The organism is Rhodococcus rhodnii NBRC 100604 (genome assembly GCF_001894925.1).
GTDB classification, from domain to species: domain Bacteria; phylum Actinomycetota; class Actinomycetes; order Mycobacteriales; family Mycobacteriaceae; genus Rhodococcus_F; species Rhodococcus_F rhodnii.
The window spans coordinates 16,215-36,177 of the sequence record NZ_BCXD01000029.1; the positions used below are offsets into that span (position 1 = coordinate 16,215).

Sequence of the window (19,963 nt, forward strand, 5' to 3'; positions counted from 1 at the left end):
CGTTAGCGTATGACCCACTCCGAATCCAGAGGTTTTTGTGATCTGGATCATTCCCATCGACGGCGGCGACGAGCGAACGGGACGAACCAGACATGCGGCAGCCCGGATACACTGGACCGATGCGTGCCCACGAGATCGTGCTCGAACGGATCGAGAGCGATCTGGCGGCGGGAAGACTGTCGGTCGGCAACCGGTTGCCCGGGGAGCGCGCGCTCGCCGAGGAACTCGGCATCAGCCGATCCTCCGTCCGCGAAGCGATTCGCGTCCTCGAGGCGATGGGAATGATCCGCACCGCGGTCGGCTCGGGGCCGCGTGCCGGCGCGATCATCGCTGCCGATCCCGCGGCGTCCATGACGACGGCGCTGCGCTTGCACGTTGCGGCACAGACGTTTCCGGTGCAGGACGTCGTCCGCACCCGCATCCTGCTCGAGACCTGGGCGGTCGACGCGGCGGCGCGGCAGGAGGCCGTCGACCTCTCCGACGTCGAAGCACTGCTCGACGAGATGGACGAGCCCGGCGTCGAACCGGACCGATTCCATCGGCTCGACGCCGAGATGCACGCCAAACTCGCCGCGCATGCCGGCAACGCCGTGGTGCGCGAGATGATGGCGTCGCTACGCGGCTCGATCCACGGCTACGTCATGGCCGCGGTGCCCCTGCTCGACGACTGGAAAGCCGTCGCCGACAACCTGCGTGCCGAGCATCGCGGCATCGTCGCGGCGGTGCAGGCAGGTCACCCCTCCAAGGCTTCTCGACTCGTCCGCGAACACATCGAGGGATTCCACGGCCTCACCGCCGAAACCGATTCGGTCACGCGACGACGCTGATCGGCCTGCGGGACGCGCGCGCAGCAGCTGTCGTGGCGGCGGTCGTCATTGATCGACCTCATCGACGAGGGCCCTCCCGACACGGAGGCCGGCGGGTGTCGATACGGCCCAGAATTCGCATTTGTCGTCGGCATCGGCCATCGTGCGGAGCTCGCGGAGTCGGGCAGCCATCCCTTCGATGCCACCGGGCCAGGGGGCGAAGTCCACAACAGGTACATCCGTCCGCAACCTGTCCTGGCGCTGCAATGCCTCGTCCACGGGCTCCAGGGTGCCGAGCAGCACGAGCCCGAGCCGCAGGAGACGCTCGAACGCAGCGTGCACGCGTAGCGCTGCTCCCTGTTCGTCGTCGATCACCTCGTGTGCCGCACCGAGTGCATGAATCCCATATACCTCGTCGCTGTACCCGTCGATGAGGATGTAGATCTCTGTTTCGTTGTACCGGTCGCCGATCTGTCCCACCCCCGCCTCCGTACTCGTCGGTCGATCAAGGCTCGAAAGGAGAGTCAGTCGTTCTCGGCGAGCCGAGTTCCGATCTCGGTCGCCCAGTCGAGCCCGTTCGTGCCGATGGTGAATCGCGTGGTCGGGGTGTGGACGAAGATGTCGGCGAGACCACCGGGTACGGCGGTCGGTTCGCTGTCGTCGCGGGTGACCGCGGCTGCGCCGATCGCGCGCAGTCGCTCTGTGTCGACGACGACGTAGTCCGGTGGAATGTCGTCGTCGTACTTCCGTCCTTCGCGAACGTCGATCACGCCATTCTCACCGATCTCGTCGGGGTAGACCCCGCCCCAGATCCACCGGGTGGAGTTCTCGTTCATCCACATACACGCCACCCATTCGGGGTCGTCCTGCGGTGCGACTGTCATGTGCGACAGCGAGAACCCGGTGATGTAGTCGGTGATCAGCGACTCGATTCGTGAGCAATCCCACGCGTTTCGACCGTTCCCCATGACGTGTGCCCCCCCTGTGTCGGTTGCCGAACGGGCTCGGCGAAGCAGCAGAGCGCAGCCCACCGGCGGGGGTGGGCTGCTCCCTGATCACGCGACGACGTTCACCATCTTTCCGGGTACGACGATGACCTTGCGCGGAGCGTTGCCTCCCAGCAGCGCGGTGATCTTCTCGTCCGCCAGCGCGGCCTTCTCGACGGCCTCGCGGTCGGCGTCGGCGGGGACGCGAATCCTGCTGCGCACCTTGCCGTTCACCTGGATCGGGTACTCGACGCTCTCGTCGACCAGCCAGCGCTCGTCGGCCTGCGGGAACGGGCCGTGCGCGAGCGAGTCGTCGTGCCCGAACAGCGCCCACAGTTCCTCCGCGACGTGCGGTGCGACGGGCGCGACCATGAGCACGAGTGGCTCGACGGCCGCACGCGGCGCACCGTCCGGGAACGTCTTGGTGAGGTGATTCGTGTACTCGATGAGCTTCGCGATCGCGGTGTTGTCGCGCAGGTTCGCGTAGTCGTCGCGCACGCCGGCGACGGTGCGGTTCAGTGCGCGCAGCGTCTCCTCGGGCAGTTCCGCGTCCGTGGTCCGCAGCGCGCCCGTCTCCTCGTCGACGGCGAGCCGCCACACGCGCTGCAGGAAGCGATGCGCACCGACGACGTCCTTGGTCGCCCACGGGCGGGACGTGTCCAGCGGACCCATCGCCATCTCGTACACGCGGAGGGTGTCGGCGCCGTACTCGTCGCAGATCGCATCGGGCGCAACGGCATTCTTGAGCGACTTGCCCATCTTGCCGTACTCCTGGCGCACGGGCTCGTCGGCGTAGAAGAACCCACCGTCGCGCTCGACGACATCCTCGGCCGGGACGTAGACCCCGCGCGCGTCGGTGTACGCGTACGCCTGGATGTAGCCCTGGTTGAACAGCCGCCGGTACGGCTCGCTCGACGTCACGTACCCGAGGTCGAAGAGCACCTTGTGCCAGAACCGCGAGTACAGCAGGTGCAGCACGGCGTGCTCGACGCCGCCGACGTAGAGATCGACGCCGCCGGGATCGTTCGGCCCGTGGACGTCGGGGCGCGGACCCGTCCAGTAGCGCTCGTTCTCGATGTCGCAGAATGCATCCTGGTTGGTGGGGTCGATGTAGCGCAGTTGGTACCACGAGCTGCCGGCCCACTGCGGCATCACGTTGGTGTCGCGCGTGTAGTGCTGCAGACCGTCGCCGAGATCCAGCTCGACGTTCACCCAGTCGATCGCCTTCTTCAGCGGCGCCGACGGCTCCGAGTCCGCGTCCTCGGGATCGAACGAGACCGGCGCGTAGTCCTCGACCTCCGGAAGTTCCACGGGCAGGGTGGATTCCGGGAGCGGATGCGCGTTGCCCGAATCGTCGTACACGATGGGAAAGGGCTCGCCCCAGTACCGCTGACGCGCGAAGAGCCAGTCGCGCAGCTTGTACTGGATGGTGCCGTGGCCGGTCCCGTCCTCCTCGAGCTTCGCGGTGATCGCCGGCTTCGCGTCGGGGACGCTCATGCCGTCGAGGAAGCCGGAGTTCACCAGCACGCCGTCGCCGGTGTACGCCGCCTCGGTGATGTCGCCGCCCGAGATCACCTCCCGAACAGGCAGTCCGAACTCACGCGCGAACTCCCAGTCACGCTGGTCGTGCCCCGGCACGGCCATGATGGCGCCCGTGCCGTAGCCCGTCAGGACGTAGTCGGCGACGAAGACCGGCAGCTTCTCGCCGTTCACGGGGTTCACCGCATACGCGCCGAGGAAGACGCCTGTCTTCTCCTTGTTCTCCTGCCGCTCCAGATCGGACTTGGCCGCGATCGCCCTGCGGTACGCACCGACCGCCGCGATCGGGTCGGCCGCGCCCGCCGTCCAGCGGTCGTCCGTACCCGAGGGCCACGCGTCCGCCACGATGGTGTCGACGAGGTCGTGCTCGGGGGCCAGGACGACGTAGGACGCGCCGAAGAGGGTGTCGGGCCGGGTCGTGAACACCTCGACGCCCTCGTCGGTCCCGTCGACCGCGAAGGTGACGCGCGCGCCGTGCGAGCGGCCGATCCAGTTGCGCTGCATCGACACGACCTTCTCGGGCCAGTCGAGATGCTCGAGGTCGTCGACGAGGCGGTCGGCGTACGCGGTGATCCGCATCATCCACTGTTCGAGGCTCTTGCGAAACACCGGGAAGTTGCCGCGCTCGCTGCGGCCGTCGGCGGTGACCTCCTCGTTCGCGAGGACCGTGCCCAGCCCGGGGCACCAGTTGACCTGCGAGCGCGAGCGGTACACCAGCCGGTACGAGTCGATCAGCTCGATGCGCTCGTCGCGGCCGAGCTCGTCCCACGTGCGGTCGCCGGGGACGGCGCGGGCGCCCGATGCGAACTCCTCGATCAGTTCGTCGATACGACGCGCACGGCCCTGCTCGGTGTCGAACCACGCGCCGTGGATCTGCAGGAAGATCCACTGCGTCCAGCGGTAGAAGTCGACGTCGGTCGTCGCGATCGCACGACGCTCGTCGTGGCCGAGACCCAGCCGCCCCAGCTGGCGCTTCATGTTCGCGATGTTCGACTCGGTGGTGGTGCGCGGGTGGGTGCCCGTCTGCACCGCGTACTGCTCGGCGGGCAGGCCGAAGGCGTCGTAGCCGAGCGCGTGCAGGACGTTGCGGCCCAGCATGCGGTGATAGCGCGCGTAGACGTCGGTCGCGATGTAGCCGAGCGGGTGCCCGACGTGCAACCCCGCGCCGGACGGATACGGGAACATGTCCTGGACGAACAGCTTGTCCGCGGGGACGTCGCCGGCGAGCGGGCCGACGGGGTTCGGCGCCTCGAACGTTCCGGCGGCGGACCACGAGCGCTGCCACTTCTCCTCGATCCGCCCTGCGAGCGCCGCGCCGTAGCGGTGCGGCGCGGCGGTGGGCGCGTCTGTCGATGCCTGCGGATGCACTGACTCGGTCACGGTGAGAAGTCGCTATCTACTGGTCGGGCGGAACTGTCGGCCCTCTCAGGGTAGAGCGTGGGGACGGCCGGGTTCACCCCGGTTTCACCGAGGAGACGGGGTGCGCCGTATCCTGAACGACGTGCTGGTGGTGTCCGTGTTGCTGTTCGTCCTGGCCGTGGCAGTGGGCACGGTCGCCGTCCTCGGGCTCACGGGGCGCCTGCCACGCAATCGCTGGGCAGGGGTCCGCACTCCCGCAGCCCTCGCGAGCGACGACGCGTTCTCGCTCGCCAACAAGGTCGCGGCACCCACTCTCCTCGCCGGATCGCTGCTGCTCGTGCTGGGCGGACTCGGCGGCATCCTCATCGGCGGCGGCTTCGGCATCGCGGTCGTCGTCGTCGGAATCCTGGGCGCACTGCTCACCACGGCCGCGGGCGGAACGATCGGCGCGAAGGCCTCGGCGGCACTGCCCGCCGAGGACTCGAGCTGTGGCCCCGACGCCTGCGGTTCGTGCTCGCTCAAGGGTGCGTGCTCTCCGTCCTGACGGACGCCCTCCCGCAATCCCGGCCTTCCTGTCGGTGGTCCGTCGTACCGTCGATTCGTTCGATCTCACCGAATGAGCACGGTCACACGAAGCGGAGTCCGTCATGGCCACAGCACCGAACTGGAAGCTCGAACTCGTCCCGATTCCCGTCGCCGACATCGATCGCGCGAAGGCGTTCTACGTCGATCGGGTCGGCTTCCACGACGACCACGATCACACCGTGAGCGACGAACTGCGCTTCGTCCAGCTCACTCCGCCCGGGTCGGCGTGCTCGATCGTCCTGGACCTGAACATGACGCCGATGGCCGCGGGCTCGGTGCGGGGTGTGCAGATCGTCGTCGAGGACGCGGATGCCGCCCGCGCGCACCTGCTCGCGAACGGTGTCGACGCATCGCCCGTCGAGGTCTTCCCGTGGGGCCGGTTCACCGGATTCGCCGATCCCGACGGCAACACGTGGTCGATCCAGGAGCTCCCGCCCCGCGACTGATCAGGACGCCGCGGCCAGCGCACTCTCGGACGCCACGCAGGCACAACCGTCGAGATCGGTGCACCCGGCGACGAGCGGGTGACGGTCGGCGTCGAGGTCGTAGCACGCCGGGTCGGTGCACTCGTCGGGCGCGAGGACGTGGCGGACGAGGGTGCCGTGGCAGTGGTCGAGCTCCGCGGCACACGACCCGCACGTCACGGGGGTGTTCGCTGCGTCGTTCCGGATGGCCATGTTCCCGTTGTATCACCGCGGTCCGACGGGCTTTCGCACCCGTCCGGGGTGTGTCGCGTGCCGTCGGTCAGTTCCGCGAGACGTCGATCGGGTGCGACGCGAGCAGCGCGAGGGGGAGCGGCTGGCGCCGCAGGACCTGCGACCACAGGTCGGTGGTGGGCGGCGCGACGACGTCGCTCGCGAGCGCCGAGATGACGACCCAGTCACCGCGGGCGACCTCGCCGTCCAGCTGCCCGGCCGTCCACCCCGCGTAGCCCGCGAAGATGCGGATGCCGTCGACCGCGGGCGCGACGGCTCCGGGATCGCTGTCGAGGTCGACCATCGCGACGCGGCCGTCCACGCGGCGCAGACCCGGCACCGTCGACACGTCGACTCCGGTGCGCGTCGTCGCGAGGCACAGCGCGGAGTCGCGGCGCACCGGGCCACCCACGTGCAGGGTCGCGGGGCGCACCGACAGCGGTGCCCATCGCGGAAAGACGCCGTGCACGGCGGTGTCGCTGGGCCGGTTGATGACGACGCCGAAGCTGCCGGAGTCGTTGTGTTCGATCATGTAGACGACCGTGCGCCGGAACGCCGGCTCGACGAGTTCGACCGACGACACGAGGAGGCTGCCCGGCCGCACCGCCGCATCCGTCGCCGCTGCCCGCTCGTCCGGTTCGTCTGCGTGTGTCACGCCGCTCATCTTCGCACCGCTCCCGACGGCGGGCACCGCCACGCCGGGGTGGCGCGCGGTTACTCGCCGGGCGGCCGGAGACCTGCCTGTTCCGCGAGCAGAGCGACGTGTGCGGCGAACAGTTCGTCGTTCGCCGTGAAGGTTCCCGCGCCGTACTGGCCGAACACCTCGAAGCCGATGCGGCCGAACAGCGACGACCACACGAGCATGCACCGCGCGAACGTACCGTCGGTCATGGTGGTGCCGAATTCGGCGGCGATGCGGGCGAAGTCGTCGTGAAGTGCCGGAGGGAGGGGGGTGTCGTCGGCAGTGAGCCGGCCGGTCCGCTGGGCGTCCTCGACGATGCCGACGATCCGCAGGACGACGCGGGTGCCGGGGGTCGTCGTCCGCTCGCCGGGTGCGGCGTAGCCGGGAACCGGCGTGCCGTAGAGGAGGGCGTAGCGCGCGGGCTCGCGCGTCGCCCACGCGCGCACGGCGTCGCCCAGTGCGACGAACCGCCGATAGGGGTCGGGGCCCGCAGCGACGACGGCGGCGTCCACCTCGTCGCCGAGTTCGTCGTAGGCGTCGACGACGAGGAGGGTGAGCAACTCGTCGCGGCTCGCGACGTAGCGGTAGACGGCGGACGACACGACGCCGAGTTCGCGTGCGACGCCGCGCAGCGAGAGTCCGGCCGCACCGACCTCGGTGAGCTGGCGGCGGCCGATGCGGGTGATGTCGTCGAGCGTCCGCTCGCGGGCGCGGTCGCGTGGGGTGCGGCTCGGCATGGCGTCAGACTGCCATTCGAGACGGGTGCGCACAAATGAGAGCACTGCTCTTGACATGGGCCGTCGGCCGGTTCACCCTGAAACGAGAGCAGTGCTCTCTCTTCGCCCGTCCTTCGTCCTCCAGGAGTCCGTCATGACCGTCGTCGTCACCGGTTCCGGCCCCGTCGGCCGCACCGTCGCAGAGACCTTCGCCGCCCAGGGCGAGCACGTCCGCGTCCTCACCCGGTCGGGCACCGGCCCGGAGCACCCGAACATCGAGCTCGTCACCGCCGACGTGTCCGATCCCGCGTCGCTCGGCGCGGCGATCCCGGCCGGCACGACCGCGGTCGTCCACTGCACGCACGGGTCGGCGTATCGCGCCGACGTGTGGCGCCGCGAGCTGCCCGCTCACGAGGCCGTGGTGCTCGACGCCGCCGAGCGCGTCGGTGCCGTCGTCGTCTTCCCCGAGAGCCTCTACTCGTACGACGCGAGCACGATGCCCTTCACCGAGGACACGCCGCGGAACGCGACGGAGGGCAAGTGCGGTGTCCGCACCGAGCTGCTCGCGGCGCGCGCGGCAGCGGCCGCACCGACGGCGAGCGTCGTCGCATCCGACTACTTCGGGCCGTACGCGCTCGCCGACGTGCATGCGGGCGAGCGCATGATCGCGCCGCTGCTGCAGGGAAAGACGGTCCGCCCGCTCGGCAGTGTCGACGTCGCGCACTCGTTCACGTTCCTGCCCGACTACGCGGCCGCGATGGTCGCCGTCGCGCAGCGGCCCGACCTCTGGAACGCCGTGTGGCACGCACCGACCGCGCCCGCGCCGACGCAGCGCGAGATGATCGAACGGTTCGCCGATGCAGCCGGGCTCGCGGTGCCCCGTGTCGCTCCGCTGCCGGGATGGACGGTGCGTATCGGCGGGTACCTCTCACGCGACATGCGCGAACTCGCCGAGATGCTGTACCAGTTCGAGCGGCCGTTCGAGATGAGCTCGGCCGCGAGCGAGGCGGCACTCGACCTCCGGCCCACCGATCTGCAGGAGGCTGCCGAGACGACGATCGCGTGGTGGCGGAGCCGGACGGCCACAGCTGCTCGTTAGAGTGGCCGGGTGGCGGCGCGGCGACGATCGGGACGGATGCGGCGGGCCACGCGAACCCTCCGCGAGTCGCCGGGCCTCGCTCGCCTCGTCACCGTCCGCTTCGCCGCACAGTGCGGCGACGGCATGTTCCAGGCCGCGCTGGGCGGCGCGATCCTCTTCAATCCCGAACGGCAGACCGAGCCGGCGGCGATCGCCGCCGGGTTCGCCGTCCTGCTGTTGCCGTATTCCGTCGTCGGGCCCTACGCGGGTGCGTTGCTCGACCGCTGGGACCGGCGACTCGTGCTGCTGTGGGCCAACGCGCTGCGCGCCGTCCTCATCCTCGCGACGGCGACGGCGCTCGCCCTCGGAGCCGACGAGGCGCCGATCATGCTGCTCGCTCTCACGACCGTCGGCGTGAGCCGGTTCGTGTTGAGTGGTGTCTCCGCGTCGCTCCCGCACGTCGTCAGGCCGGGGTGGCTCGTCGCGACGAATTCTGTTCTCGCGACGGTCGGTTCGGGATTCTCGGCGGCCGGTGCCGCGAGCGCCGTCGCGGTGATCGGGCTCGTCGGAGCCGGGGACCGCGGCTCGGCCGCCGCCGTGACGGTGGCAGCGCTCGGGTCTGTCGTCGCCGCTGTCGCGGCGGCGCGATTCGGGCCGCAGGCACTCGGACCGGGGCCGGGCGCGCCACGCGCTCCCGTCGTGCGGACGGTGCTCTCAGGGCTGGTCACCGGTGCGCGCACCGTGTGGCGCGCCCCGGGTGTCACGACCGCGATGATCGGAATCGGCGCCCATCGCATCGTCTTCGGCATCGACACACTGATTCTGGTGTTGGTGCTCCGCGAGCCCACCGAGGCGGGCGGCGCCGGCGGGCTGGTCGGCTTCGGCCTGGCGGTGAGCGCGACGGCGCTCGGCATGCTCGCCGCGGCCGTCACGACGCCGCTCGTGTTGCTCCGGGTCGGCCGCCCGCGGACGGTGGTCGCGGGCCTCGTCGTGGCGTTCGTCGTGCAGGTCACGCTCGTGCCGGGTTTCGACGACACGCGGCTGCTCGTGGCGGCGCTGCTGCTCGGCTTCGCCGGTCAGACCATCAAACTCACCGGGGACGCCGCGATGCAGCTCGAGATCCGCGATGCCGCCCGTGGCCGCGTGTTCGCGTTGCAGGACACGGTGTTCAACATCGCCTTCGTCGCAGCGGTCGCCGTCGCAGGAGCCGTCATCGCCCCCGACGGCCGCACCCCCGCGCTCGCCTTCGGCGCAGGTGCCGTCTACCTCGTCGGCCTCGTCGCCGTCGCCGCCAACTCGCGGCGACGACGCGCGACGTCGTGACGCGGCGCTCACAGCGGAATCGCGGCCGGCCACCATTCGGGCACGCCGGTAGGACAGAACGGCCCGGGGTAGTCGTCCGGGTGCATGACGGACATCGAGAGCCACACGACGACGACACAGAGAACGAGTGTCACAGCCATCGCGGCCCAGGGCCGCCGGCGTCCGAGCGTCCTGACGACGATCAACCCAATACCGGTGAGGACGGAGAACAGCACAGGCAAGTAGAAGATGGTCAGCAGCAGGAGGTTCGCGGAGACTATTCCCACATCGCAATCACTCCACACCCTGGCGAGCAGCCCAGCTCCGAGAATCGCTCCGGCCAGCGCCGATGTGAGCACGACGCCGATCTGAAGCCTGCGAAGGCCGACGTCACCCATCCGAACCGACCCGATCACGCGCGGTCACGGCCGTCGCACCGGATCCGACGAAATCCATCCACACCTGCAGCGACCCGAGGGAGTCCATCCACGTCGCCAGTGACGCCGGCGGAGCCGGGTCGCTGTTCGCGGCACGCCAAGCAGCCGCCCTCGTGATGGTGAACGGATTCGCCGCCCGACCTTCGTGTGGGTCGGGAGCGAACGCGACGACGGTCGACTGATAGTCGGCGTGCCCAGCGACGTCGCCCGTGTGCAGCATCCATCGATACTCCGGATGCCGCGCGATCGTGATCTCACCGAGCCAGAACGCGAGATCGCGTGCCAGCGAATCCCACTCGGGCGTCAGGGGCGCGTAACTGCGGCGCGGCGACACCGGTAGGCGCTCGGCATTCTCCACCAGCCACGCGCGCACTCGGCGCACATCGGTGTCGCTCGTGCCCGAAGGGAGCTGGTTGTGAGCGAAGAAGCCGCGCAATGTCTCCAGCCGCGCTTCCTTCGACTCGATCAGTCGCTCGTGCCGGATCCGCGCGGACTCCGCGTCGAGATCGTCGTTCCGCCCCACCCCGTAGAGGGGATCGTTCAGGTCGTAATCCGACCAGTTCACACTCATTGCCTTCTTCTTTTCTTGGACAGTCACATTCGGATACGAGAGGATGACACTCGACCTACTCGAGATCCGGAAACGGAGCCGCTTCGATCATCGCGAGGAAGCTCTCCCAGTCGTCGGCCTGGCGGACCATGATCTCTTCGGAGTACTCGTCCTCGGCGACAAGATTCATGGCCCCCTCAAAATCTGCCCAGTACACTGCGCCAGCAGTCGAGCCCTCCACCTCTATGCAGTACGCCCCGCCAGCACCGGTGCTCACACAGAGATAATGCGGCGGAACGCATGTCGCAAGCCCGAATCGGTAGCCTTCTGCGGCGCCCTTCGGCCCGTGGAATCCATCCACCATGGCATCGCCATCGGGAAATGGAGCGTCCAGCATTGCCTCCAGCCGACCACCGCTCGTGTCCTTCAACCAAGTACGGTATTGCTCCGGGAGGCGATATCCCATTTCTCGCTCCAGCGAGAGGATTTCGCTCTCGGGCGACGATCCTCTGGTCACGATCTTCATGAGCCCACTGCTTTCGTCGATACACGCTGGTAGCCGGCCGCCGTAATGCGCTACAGCCCTGTGGATCAGCACCGCATGGGCCAGGAGAGCATGTCCGTTCTTCAGTAGGTGCAGCTCATCGGTCCCGGTACCTCTTGTACTTCTCCCACATATGCACTTCAGTCTCACTGACGAAGTCGCCCCAATCCGTCAGTCCGTCCTGCAGGATCGGATGCTTGCTCGCTGCCTGCCACGCCGTCGACCAGGTGAAGGGGAACGGGTCCTCCGCGGGCCCTTCGTGCACGACCGGGTCGAGTGCGAGAACCGTCGACTGATAGAAGACGTCCTGCACCAGGCCACCGGTCTGCAACGCCCACCGATACTCCGGATGCCGCGCGATCCTGATCTCACCGAGCCAGAACGCCAGATCCCGCATCAACGACAACCACTGCTCACAGATGCACCCAAGTTTGAGGACTGGTTCAGAAGTCAGGAATGGGAATGCTATCGATGATGCGCAGAAACGAGTTCCAGTCATCTGCTTGACGAGACATGATTTGTTCACAATATTCGTCGTCGTCACCTACGATTTCGGCGCCGCCATAAAAATCTGCCCAATATACCGCCCCTCGATCGTTTCCTCCCAGTTCGATACAAACGGATCCGCCAGCGCCTGCGCTGACGGGAAAGTAATGGGGAGGTATCCACTCCCCGAACCCAGATCGATAAAAACCTGTTATTTCTTTCGGGGTCATGAATTCTGCCAATGTCCCGTAAATTCCAGGGAACGGCACGTCTATTTCCTTCTCGAGTTTGCCGCCACCTGTTGCCCTCAGCCAAATTCGATACTGCTCAGGGATGCTACTTGCCAAACGGGACTCCAGTGCAGCAATCTCCGCCATGGGCGCTGACCCAAACTCCGCGATTCGCATTATCCCCCTCATTTTCCAGAGCCTCCCGAACTCGAAGTACGCCGGCGAACACAGGTCCAACGGCAGTTGCCCGTCGACCAGGTCGCCTACCTGCACCGATGGATTCCCTCGGCCGCCATCCGCGACTACACCACCCTCGCGACCTGACACCCAGTCGGTGCCTGGCGAAGGTGCGGGCTACCGGCCCTTCTCCTCGAGTAGCGCGTCGCCGATCCGCTTACCCTCGGGGGTGGTGACAGCCCAGAAACCGCATCGACTCTCGGCATCGGGCTCGGTCAGGAGTTCGTGGAGCCGCGTAGACATCCCCTCGATTCCACCCGGCCACGGCACGAAGACCATGTCGTAGCCTTCCGGATCGATCCCCTGCGCCGCCGCCTCGTCTGCGCGCAGCAAGTCCCCGAGTTGCAGCAACTCGAGACGGAGGAGGCGTTCGAACGCGGCATGGGTGTGCAGTGCCGCCTGGTCGATGTCCTCGATCTCTTCACGCGTGGCGGAGAGCGCGGCGATCCCGAACACGCTGTCGTCCCAGCCGTCCTCGAGTATGTAGATCTCGGTTTCGTTGTACTGATCTGCGAGCTTCCCCATGTTCGCCTCCATGGTCGTCATTCGATGTGACCCTTCCCCCGACAACGCGGCGATCCTCCGATATCTCGAATCGGTTGTGCCACAGCCTGATACCTATCAGGTGAAGTACCCGTACGCTGCAACGGACGTCGCGAACGCACCCGGCTCACGTAGCGCCATCTCGATCTGCCGGTCGTAGCCTTCGAGGCCGGTGAGCCGCTCGATGATCTCCGCTGTACGGAAGACCGCGGAGATTCGGGTCACCGGGCTCGGATCGGGGCCGAAGGTCGTGCTGATGCTGACGCCTTCCCAGTGGTACTCCAGCAGGACACGTGTCGCCGGGTCGTAGATGTCGATACCGGGGCGGCCGGTATCGACTTTCGCGTCCGGGCCGATCATCTCGACCACCGCGCGACGCACCTCGTCGGCCGCCGCGATGACCAGCGGGTCCTCGCAACTGATCCCCTCGCTCGCCGCGATCTGCCGTTCCTCGTCCGCCTCGAGAGCGTCATCGAAGGACTGTCCGGGCTCACGCCGGAGGAACAGAATGTCGTAACTCACTGGTTCTTCCGATATCTCTTGTTCTCTTCCCACAGTTGCACTTGCGTCCGGTTCACGAAGTCCACCCAATCCGTCAGTCCGTCCTGCATGCTCGGGTCGTTGTTGGCTGCCTGCCACGCCGTCGACCGGGCGAAGGGGAACGGGTTCGCTGCGGGTCCCTCGTGCACGACCGGGTCGAGTGCGAGAACCGTCGACTGATAGTCGATGTCCTGCACCAGGCCGCCGGTCTGCAACGCCCACCGGTACTCCGGATGCCGCGCGATCTTGATCTCACCGAGCCAGAACGCCAGATCCCGCACCAACGACAACCACTGCGGCGTCAGATCCGCGTACTTCCGGCCCTCGGGAACCGGCACGCGCTCGGCGTTCGCGAGTACCCAATCGTGCACCTGCTGCACCTCGGCGTCGCTCGTGCCCGTCGGCAGACCGTTGCGAACGAAGAACTCCCGCAACACCTCCAACCGCGCATCCTTCGACGCCATCAACCGCTCGTGTCGGATCCGTGCCGATGCCGCATCCAACTCGTCGTTGTCACCGTTTCCGTAGAGCGGCTCGTTCAACGGGTAGTCAGTCCAGTCCACTGCCATCGGTCGGTGCCCCCCATCCTTCGAAGCTGTCTCGACGCCGCCCAACTCGAACGGCGCCCCGTGCTCCCGAATCGGAACCGCGTCGATCATTGCCAGGAAGCTGTCCCAGTCGTCGGCCTGACGAATCATGATCTCTTCGGAGAACTCGTCATCGGCGATATCGAGATCGGCGGACTTGTCGAAGTCGGCCCAGTACACGGCGCCCGCGTCTGCTCCCGCGAGGTCTATACACAACGAACCACCAGCAACGTCGCTGATGCTGAGGTAGTGCGGCGGAATCCACTCCGTGAATCCGAATCGATAGAACTGTGCAGCTTCGTCGGGCGTCGAGAACACTTCCAGAACCCCGTTGCGCCCGTCGGGGAAAGGCATGGCCAACCCGGCCGTCAGGCACCCACCGCCGGTGGCTTTCAGCCACCGGCGGTACTGATCGGGTAGCGCGTATCCGATATGCGTTTCGAGTTCGACGATCGCCGACTCCGTAGCCGGCTGACACACAATGAGTTTCGTTTTGGAGCCGCTCGCGACATGATCCGACTTCAGCTGCGAGGAGGCGAGGTAGTCCGTCGACTTCCTCCGCCCCTGCGGCGGGACGGGACGATCGTTGGCTGCTTGCCACGCCGATGATGCAGACAGGCCCAACGGATCGCTGACCGGGCCGTAGTGACGCACACGGTCGATCGCCAGAATCGTCGCCTGATGATGGATGCTGTTCACCGGCCCCCCTGCGTGCAGGGCCCATCGATACTCCGGATGCCGTGCGATCTTGATCTCGCCGAGCCAGAAACCGAGATCCCGTGCCAACGACTCCCACCGCGTCGTCAACGGCGCAACCTCGTGGCAATAGGGAATCAGCTGGCGCTCGGCATTCGCGAGGACCCAATCCTGCACTCGCTGGACCTCGATATCGCCAGTGCCCGTGGGTAGCTGGTTGCGGACGAAGAACTCCCGCAACACCTCCAAACGCCCATCCTTCGTCGCCATCAGCCGCTCGTGACGGATCCGCGCAGACTCCCCGTCGAGCTCGTTGTCGTGCCCGTCTCCGAAAAGCGGGCCGTTCACGATGTAGTTCGTCCAATCGACGCTCGTTCGTCGACCCCCGACTCGATTCCCATAGGCGCTCATGACGACCCGGCCCGCGGGCTTCGGCTTCGTCGCCCCCGTCCCTGCGCCTGGGCCGCGCCGGAACTGCCATTCGACGCGCTCGATCGAGGTATCGGGATCGGTACGCAGCCAGGCGTCCTTCGCGAGTTGGTTGCGGGTGGCTGCAGTGGCCCCGACGCCCCCGACCTTCCATTCGATCGCGAGTCCCTCCAACGGCAGGTACACATCGACCAGACGACCACCGGGGAGGGCCGGCTCTCCGTGGATCGGGAAGTACGTGTCCCTTCTGACGATGAAACCCACGGAAGTCCACTGCCGGACAGCGGCGTCGCGGTCTTCGGAGTTGCGTTCGCGGATGTGCCTGATCCTGGCGCGGGGACCTCGCCGGCTCTTCGCGTCGCCATCGAGATCGCCCTCGGGAACCATCGCCGTGCCGGGCAGCGGGCGTTCCGGCTTCCTTCTCCGTGTCCGCCAGGTCGCAACGATCAACAGCCCCACTGCGACGGCCATCGAGGGCGCCAACGTCAGCAGGTTGCTGGACGCACTCTCATCACCGGACGCGGCGATCGCAGCGTGCGAACCGGCGGACGTCGCGTAGGTCGCCGTAGCGGTGGACACCGACGGCACATCGGTGACCGATGCGCTGTCCGTCACCGAACTGCACATCGCCGCCGACCCGCCGGTCGCGACCATGACACCGATCGCCACCGTCCACACCGTCCGAGTCGCCCGGCCTGGCCTTGCTCGACGATTCATCGCCCCGCCCGACTGCCCGCCGCGGCGTCCTCACCCTTGTTCGCGCTGAGCCCCGAACTCACTACCCACCCCAGTATTCGCTACGCGTTTGCTCCGGAACTGTAATGCACCAGCCCGACACTCTCCATGTCGAGGAATCCAGACAGCGCCGTACCGCTGAACGATCAGCTGGCCGCATGCTGGTTCTGTGACGCCGCAGCTCACCCGCCCCGCCGCGACTAGAGTCCGTGGGCCCGCTTCGGCCGGAGACTACGGCACCGGCTCACTCAGAGAGTGAGACGCTTCGCACTCCAGACCAACCCAGCGGATCCCATCACCTCGACGTGGGCGTGCGCACGAAATATCGCCGCGGCGACGAGGATTTCGTCCTGACCCACAGGATTTCAGCCCCGCAGTGGCTGCCGACTTCGGTGGGCTCGCCGGAGCGCGAACGTCAGCGTCGCGACCAGAAGCGCGACCGCCGATCCCGCCCTGACGACGGTCCATGAATCCCAGGCCTCGGCCACGAATCCACCATCGCGCGACGACGGCGATCGAAGCGACGAGTGACACTGCGAGGTATATCGAACAGCTCCCGGAATCCCCCTCAGACCGGAGGGCGGAGTCGCTGCTCGGTTGCGACGCGGTGCATCACACAGTGCACGCCGTCGTCTGCAGCGACCGGTGCGCATCCGGCATCCGGCAGCGGAGTGGCGCGTTCAGGCACATCGCCCGTGCGGGGTACGGACTGCGGATTCGTATGCTGCTCGGGCGCCGCCGACGGCACGAGCGGCGGCACCTCGTGATTCCACGTGCCCAGGCCGGTCGGGTCGGTGAACAACCGCGGACTCTCGCTGCCGTCCCACTCGCTGCCGTCCCACAGATCGGCGTCGAGGATCGAGTGATCCGCGATGCCGTCGCCGTCGGAATCCCACATCATGTCGTCGAGCAGACCGTCGCCGTCGAAGTCGAGGCGCACGGCCGGGAAGCCTGCGAACTCCGTATCGGCAGGGGAGTGCCACACGGTGGGCTCACCGATCCCGGTTCCGAACGCGTACTCGACGATGTGGGGGTCCATACCCTCCTTCGACGCAGTGACGACCGAATCGGTTCCCCGGTCACCCCGCCGCAGGATGAACCGCGACCTCCGTCGCCTTGACCGAGAGCCAGACCTGCGCCTCGGGGACGAGTTCGAGTTCGGTCGCCGCCGCAGCCGTGACCTCGGCCGCGATCTCACCGATGCCGTCGACCGTGCTGCGGATCGTGACGAATCCCGCGTGCGTCGTCACGCTGCGCACGCTCGCCGCGAACACGTTGCGCGGACTGCCGTGCGGCGCATCGCGATACACCGACACCGCACGCGGCGCGAACACCGCGACCGCCTGCTCGCCGGGCCCCGGTGCGCGGCTCGTGTCGCCCACCACCTCACCACCGGCGACCGCCCGCACCCCTGTCTCCGTCGCGACGCCTTCCACGAGGTCGAGTCCCGCGAGGCTCGCCGCGAATCCGCTGCGCGGCGCGGTGAGGACGTCGTGCACCGAACCGCGCTCGACGACGCGCCCGCCGTCGATCACCGCGACCTCGTCGGCCAGGGCGAGCGCATCGAGCACGTCGTGCGTCACGACGACAGCCATCCGCTGCTCACGCCGCAGCACCGACGCGAGCAGCGTGCGCAGCATCGGCGCCGTCTCGACGTCGAGAGCCGCCATCGGTTCGTCGAGCAGCAGCAGGTGCGGGTCCGCGGCGAGAGCGCGCGCGAGCGCGACCCGCGCGGCCTGCCCACCGGACAGCGCGCTGGGACGACGGGTCGCGAACTCCGCCGCATCCACCGCATCGAGCAGACGATCGGCGATCCCGCGGGCCTCACGCCGCGACCGTCCCGCACTACGCGGTGCGAACTCGACGTTCGCGCGCACGTCGAGATGAGGGAACAGCAGCGGATCCTGCGCGAGCAACGCCACGCGCCGGCGATGCGCCGGAACGACGACACCCGACGCAGTGTCGGTCAGGACCCGGCTGCCCACCCGGACGTAGGCCTCCTCCGGACGCAGAACACCCGAGATGCCGCCGAGCACAGTCGATTTGCCCGCGCCGTTGGGTCCGAACACGGCGAGCACCCGGCCGGGCGCGAGATCGAGACTCACGTCGACGCCGCGCTCGGGCACGACGATCCGCGCCTGCAAGCCGTCACCGCTCTCGGGCTCGCCCCGCGACGCGGCCGTCACGACCGCTCCGGCGCGAAAGCACGCGAGAACACGACGATCACGGCCGCGACCACCACCAGCAGCAGCGACAACGCCACCGCCGCATCGGGATCCGTCTCACGCTGCAGATAGATCTCGAGCGGCAGCGTGCGAGTGACGCCCTGCAGACTGCCGGCGAACGTCAGCGTCGCGCCGAACTCGCCGAGCGAGCGCGCGAACGCGAGCACGGCGCCCGAAACGAGACCCGGCAGGACGAGCGGCACCGTGACCCGCCGGAACACCGTCGTCGGCGACGCTCCCAGCGTCGCGGCGACGACGTCGTAACGGCGACCGGCCGTCCGCAACGCACCCTCGAGACTCAGCACAAGGAACGGCAACGACACGAACGACTGCGCGAGAACCACTGCGACGGTGGTGAACGCGATGGAGATGCCCGCGGCCTCGAGGTGCTCGCCGACGAGCCCGCGCCGTCCGAACGTGTAGAGCAGCGCGATACCGCCGACGACCGGCGGCAACACGAGCGGCAGCAGCACGAGCGATCGCACCACCGACATGCCTCGACGCTGCGACCGCGCGAGGACGGACGCGAGCGGAACACCGAACACGATGCATACGACCGTGCTGGCGAGCGCCGTCCGCACACTCAACACCAGTGCGTCCAGCGAACTGTCGCTCGTGACGAGTTCACCGAACCGGCTCCAGTCCACCGTCGCGAGCATCGCGACGAGCGGCAGAATCACGAACAGCGCCGCCACCGCGGCGGGCACGTACACCCACCGCGGCAGTCCCGACGGCACCACCGCAGCCACTACGGCGCCGCGAATCCGGCTTCGTCCAGGACGGCACGACCCTCCGAGCCGTTCACGAGATCGACGAACTGCTGCGCGAGTTCGGCATCCGCAGCGTCCGAGAGCGTCGCGATCGGGTAGACGTTGACTGCGTTCGACGACTCGGGGAACGGAACCTCCGTCACGGCGTCGCCCGCGCCCGCGGCGTCGGTGACGTACACCAGCCCTGCGTCGGCCTGCCCGCTCGTGACCTTGCCCAGCACATCGGTGACCGCGGATTCCTCGCTCACCGGAGACAGTTCGACGCCGGTTCCTTCCTCGACCTTCTGGGTCGCCGAGCCGCACGGAACCTGCGGCGCGCACGTCACGACGAGCAGGCCGTCGCGCTGCAGATCCGCGAACGACGCGATGCCCTCGGGATTGCCCGGTGCCGTCACGATGGTGAGGGTGTTCGACGCGAACGCGACCGGTTCGCCCGAGACGAGCCCGGCATCGGTCACCTTCGCCATGTTCTTCTCGTCGGCCGACGCGAAGACGTCGGCGGGCGCGCCCTGCTGGATCTGCGCCGCGAGATCGGACGATCCCGCGAACGACAGTTGGACGTCGACGCCCTCGTGCTGGGCCTCGAACGTCTGCTCGAGTTCGGTGAACGTATCGGTGAGCGACGCCGCCGCGAAGACCGTCAGCACGCGGGTGCCGTCGCCCTCGGCGGCCGGCTCGGCCTCACCGCCACCCCCGCACGCCGCGAGCAGCAGGGCTGCTCCGGCCAGGGGGACGAGTGCTGCGCGGCGATGCGCCATCGGTCTTTCTCCTCGGTTGGTGAAGCGTCGGTGTGCGAGTGGATGTTCAGCTGGGGGTCTCGACGATGACGGTGGTCGACTTGACGACCGCGACGGCGACGCTGCCCGGCTCGAGCCCGAGCTCGCGGACCGCCTCGCTGCTCATGAGCGAGACGATGCGGTGCGGTCCGCACTGCATCTCGACCTGGGCCATGACGGTGTCGGCCACGACGTCGGTCACGATCCCCGTCAGCCGGTTGCGTGCCGAACTCGCCGCGCCGATCAGGTCGGGCGCGGCCGGTGCGTTCGCGCGCGCGAACGCCGCGAGCGCCGCGCCGTCGACGACCTTGCGGCCCGACTCGTCCTTGTCGGCGTGCAGGCTGCCCTGATCGACCCATCGGCGCACGGTGTCGTCGCTGACGCCCAGCAGGCGGGCGGCATCACGAATCCGTATCTGCGTCACATCGAG

At 68.0% G+C, this 19,963-nt stretch carries 24 protein-coding genes; 5 read left to right on the forward strand and 19 right to left on the reverse strand.

The genetic code is table 11. The annotated features are described in order from the left end of the window. Positions 1-119: 119 nt before the first annotated feature. Positions 120-827, forward strand: coding sequence for a FadR/GntR family transcriptional regulator (locus RR1_RS18125; protein ID WP_010840160.1), 708 nt, complete (start codon positions 120-122; stop codon positions 825-827). Positions 828-872: 45 nt separating this feature from the next. On the opposite strand, the gene RR1_RS18130 is transcribed toward RR1_RS18125, so the two are convergent. From RR1_RS18130 to leuS, 3 genes are all read right to left on the reverse strand, one after another. Then, a complete protein-coding gene (locus tag RR1_RS18130; RefSeq protein ID WP_010840159.1) occupies positions 873-1,286 on the reverse strand; it encodes a hypothetical protein in 414 nt (137 codons plus the stop codon). A gap of 44 nt (positions 1,287-1,330) precedes the next feature. Then, the gene (locus tag RR1_RS18135) at positions 1,331-1,774 is read right to left on the reverse strand and encodes a hypothetical protein (RefSeq protein ID WP_010840158.1); all 444 of its coding nucleotides are present in this window, start codon (positions 1,772-1,774) and stop codon (positions 1,331-1,333) included. A gap of 87 nt (positions 1,775-1,861) precedes the next feature. Then, a complete protein-coding gene (gene leuS / locus RR1_RS18140; protein WP_040775363.1) occupies positions 1,862-4,711 on the reverse strand; it encodes a leucine--tRNA ligase in 2,850 nt (949 codons plus the stop codon). Positions 4,712-4,832: 121 nt separating this feature from the next. Between leuS and RR1_RS18145 the strand changes: the two genes are divergently transcribed. Next, positions 4,833-5,234 (forward strand): SdpI family protein, encoded by a 402-nt coding sequence (locus RR1_RS18145; RefSeq protein ID WP_040775392.1) that lies wholly within the window; start codon positions 4,833-4,835, stop codon positions 5,232-5,234. 103 nt (positions 5,235-5,337) lie between these two features. Then, positions 5,338-5,721, forward strand: coding sequence for a VOC family protein (locus RR1_RS18150; protein WP_010840154.1), 384 nt, complete (start codon positions 5,338-5,340; stop codon positions 5,719-5,721). Here RR1_RS18150 and RR1_RS18155 read toward each other — a convergent pair whose 3' ends face one another. The 3 genes from RR1_RS18155 to RR1_RS18165 all read right to left on the reverse strand — a co-directional run bounded on the left by RR1_RS18155 (position 5,722) and on the right by RR1_RS18165 (position 7,389). Further along, positions 5,722-5,952, reverse strand: a complete 231-nt coding sequence (locus RR1_RS18155) for a hypothetical protein (RefSeq protein WP_010840153.1) — start codon at positions 5,950-5,952, stop codon at positions 5,722-5,724. A gap of 67 nt (positions 5,953-6,019) precedes the next feature. Then, positions 6,020-6,625 (reverse strand): YqgE/AlgH family protein, encoded by a 606-nt coding sequence (locus RR1_RS18160; protein WP_071990789.1) that lies wholly within the window; start codon positions 6,623-6,625, stop codon positions 6,020-6,022. Between the two features lie 59 nt (positions 6,626-6,684). Next, a complete protein-coding gene (locus RR1_RS18165; RefSeq protein ID WP_010840151.1) occupies positions 6,685-7,389 on the reverse strand; it encodes a TetR/AcrR family transcriptional regulator in 705 nt (234 codons plus the stop codon). 133 nt (positions 7,390-7,522) lie between these two features. On the opposite strand from RR1_RS18165, the gene RR1_RS18170 reads away from it, so the two are divergent. Then, the gene (locus RR1_RS18170; protein ID WP_010840150.1) at positions 7,523-8,467 is read left to right on the forward strand and encodes an NAD-dependent epimerase/dehydratase family protein; all 945 of its coding nucleotides are present in this window, start codon (positions 7,523-7,525) and stop codon (positions 8,465-8,467) included. A 36-nt stretch (positions 8,468-8,503) separates the two neighbouring features. Further along, a complete protein-coding gene (locus tag RR1_RS18175; RefSeq protein WP_040775360.1) occupies positions 8,504-9,769 on the forward strand; it encodes an MFS transporter in 1,266 nt (421 codons plus the stop codon). 8 nt (positions 9,770-9,777) lie between these two features. On the opposite strand, the gene RR1_RS18180 is transcribed toward RR1_RS18175, so the two are convergent. The 13 genes from RR1_RS18180 to RR1_RS18240 all read right to left on the reverse strand — a co-directional run bounded on the left by RR1_RS18180 (position 9,778) and on the right by RR1_RS18240 (position 19,957). Next, a complete protein-coding gene (locus RR1_RS18180) occupies positions 9,778-10,035 on the reverse strand; it encodes a hypothetical protein (RefSeq protein ID WP_143153917.1) in 258 nt (85 codons plus the stop codon). A 103-nt stretch (positions 10,036-10,138) separates the two neighbouring features. Further along, entirely contained in the window at positions 10,139-10,756 is a 618-nt protein-coding gene (locus RR1_RS18185) for a hypothetical protein (RefSeq protein ID WP_010840147.1), read from the reverse strand. Positions 10,757-10,811: 55 nt separating this feature from the next. After that, the gene (locus RR1_RS18190; RefSeq protein ID WP_040775355.1) at positions 10,812-11,261 is read right to left on the reverse strand and encodes an SMI1/KNR4 family protein; all 450 of its coding nucleotides are present in this window, start codon (positions 11,259-11,261) and stop codon (positions 10,812-10,814) included. A gap of 115 nt (positions 11,262-11,376) precedes the next feature. Further along, complete coding sequence (locus RR1_RS18195; protein WP_010840145.1) at positions 11,377-11,676, reverse strand: hypothetical protein; 300 nt, start codon at positions 11,674-11,676, stop codon at positions 11,377-11,379. A 46-nt stretch (positions 11,677-11,722) separates the two neighbouring features. Beyond that, a complete protein-coding gene (locus tag RR1_RS18200; protein WP_169847065.1) occupies positions 11,723-12,142 on the reverse strand; it encodes an SMI1/KNR4 family protein in 420 nt (139 codons plus the stop codon). Positions 12,143-12,349: 207 nt separating this feature from the next. After that, positions 12,350-12,757 (reverse strand): hypothetical protein, encoded by a 408-nt coding sequence (locus RR1_RS18205; RefSeq protein WP_143153918.1) that lies wholly within the window; start codon positions 12,755-12,757, stop codon positions 12,350-12,352. Between the two features lie 96 nt (positions 12,758-12,853). After that, positions 12,854-13,297: a hypothetical protein gene (locus RR1_RS18210; RefSeq protein WP_010840143.1), complete on the reverse strand. Its 444-nt coding sequence runs from the start codon at positions 13,295-13,297 to the stop codon at positions 12,854-12,856. After that, positions 13,294-15,696, reverse strand: coding sequence for an SMI1/KNR4 family protein (locus RR1_RS18215; protein ID WP_169847066.1), 2,403 nt, complete (start codon positions 15,694-15,696; stop codon positions 13,294-13,296). The genes RR1_RS18210 and RR1_RS18215 overlap by 4 nt, the downstream gene beginning before the upstream one ends. A gap of 634 nt (positions 15,697-16,330) precedes the next feature. Continuing rightward, positions 16,331-16,801 carry a hypothetical protein gene (locus RR1_RS22080; RefSeq protein WP_010840138.1) on the reverse strand — a complete coding sequence of 157 codons (471 nt, stop codon included), beginning with the start codon at positions 16,799-16,801 and terminating at the stop codon, positions 16,331-16,333. A gap of 40 nt (positions 16,802-16,841) precedes the next feature. Next, positions 16,842-17,948 (reverse strand): sulfate/molybdate ABC transporter ATP-binding protein, encoded by a 1,107-nt coding sequence (locus RR1_RS18225; protein WP_010840137.1) that lies wholly within the window; start codon positions 17,946-17,948, stop codon positions 16,842-16,844. After that, positions 17,945-18,727, reverse strand: coding sequence for an ABC transporter permease (locus RR1_RS18230; protein ID WP_371836794.1), 783 nt, complete (start codon positions 18,725-18,727; stop codon positions 17,945-17,947). Before RR1_RS18230 ends, RR1_RS18225 begins: the two co-directional genes overlap by 4 nt. An 8-nt stretch (positions 18,728-18,735) precedes the next feature. Further along, complete coding sequence (modA, locus tag RR1_RS18235; protein WP_010840135.1) at positions 18,736-19,515, reverse strand: molybdate ABC transporter substrate-binding protein; 780 nt, start codon at positions 19,513-19,515, stop codon at positions 18,736-18,738. A 46-nt stretch (positions 19,516-19,561) separates the two neighbouring features. After that, positions 19,562-19,957: a TOBE domain-containing protein gene (locus RR1_RS18240; RefSeq protein WP_040775346.1), complete on the reverse strand. Its 396-nt coding sequence runs from the start codon at positions 19,955-19,957 to the stop codon at positions 19,562-19,564. Between the last annotated feature and the right edge of the window lie 6 nt (positions 19,958-19,963).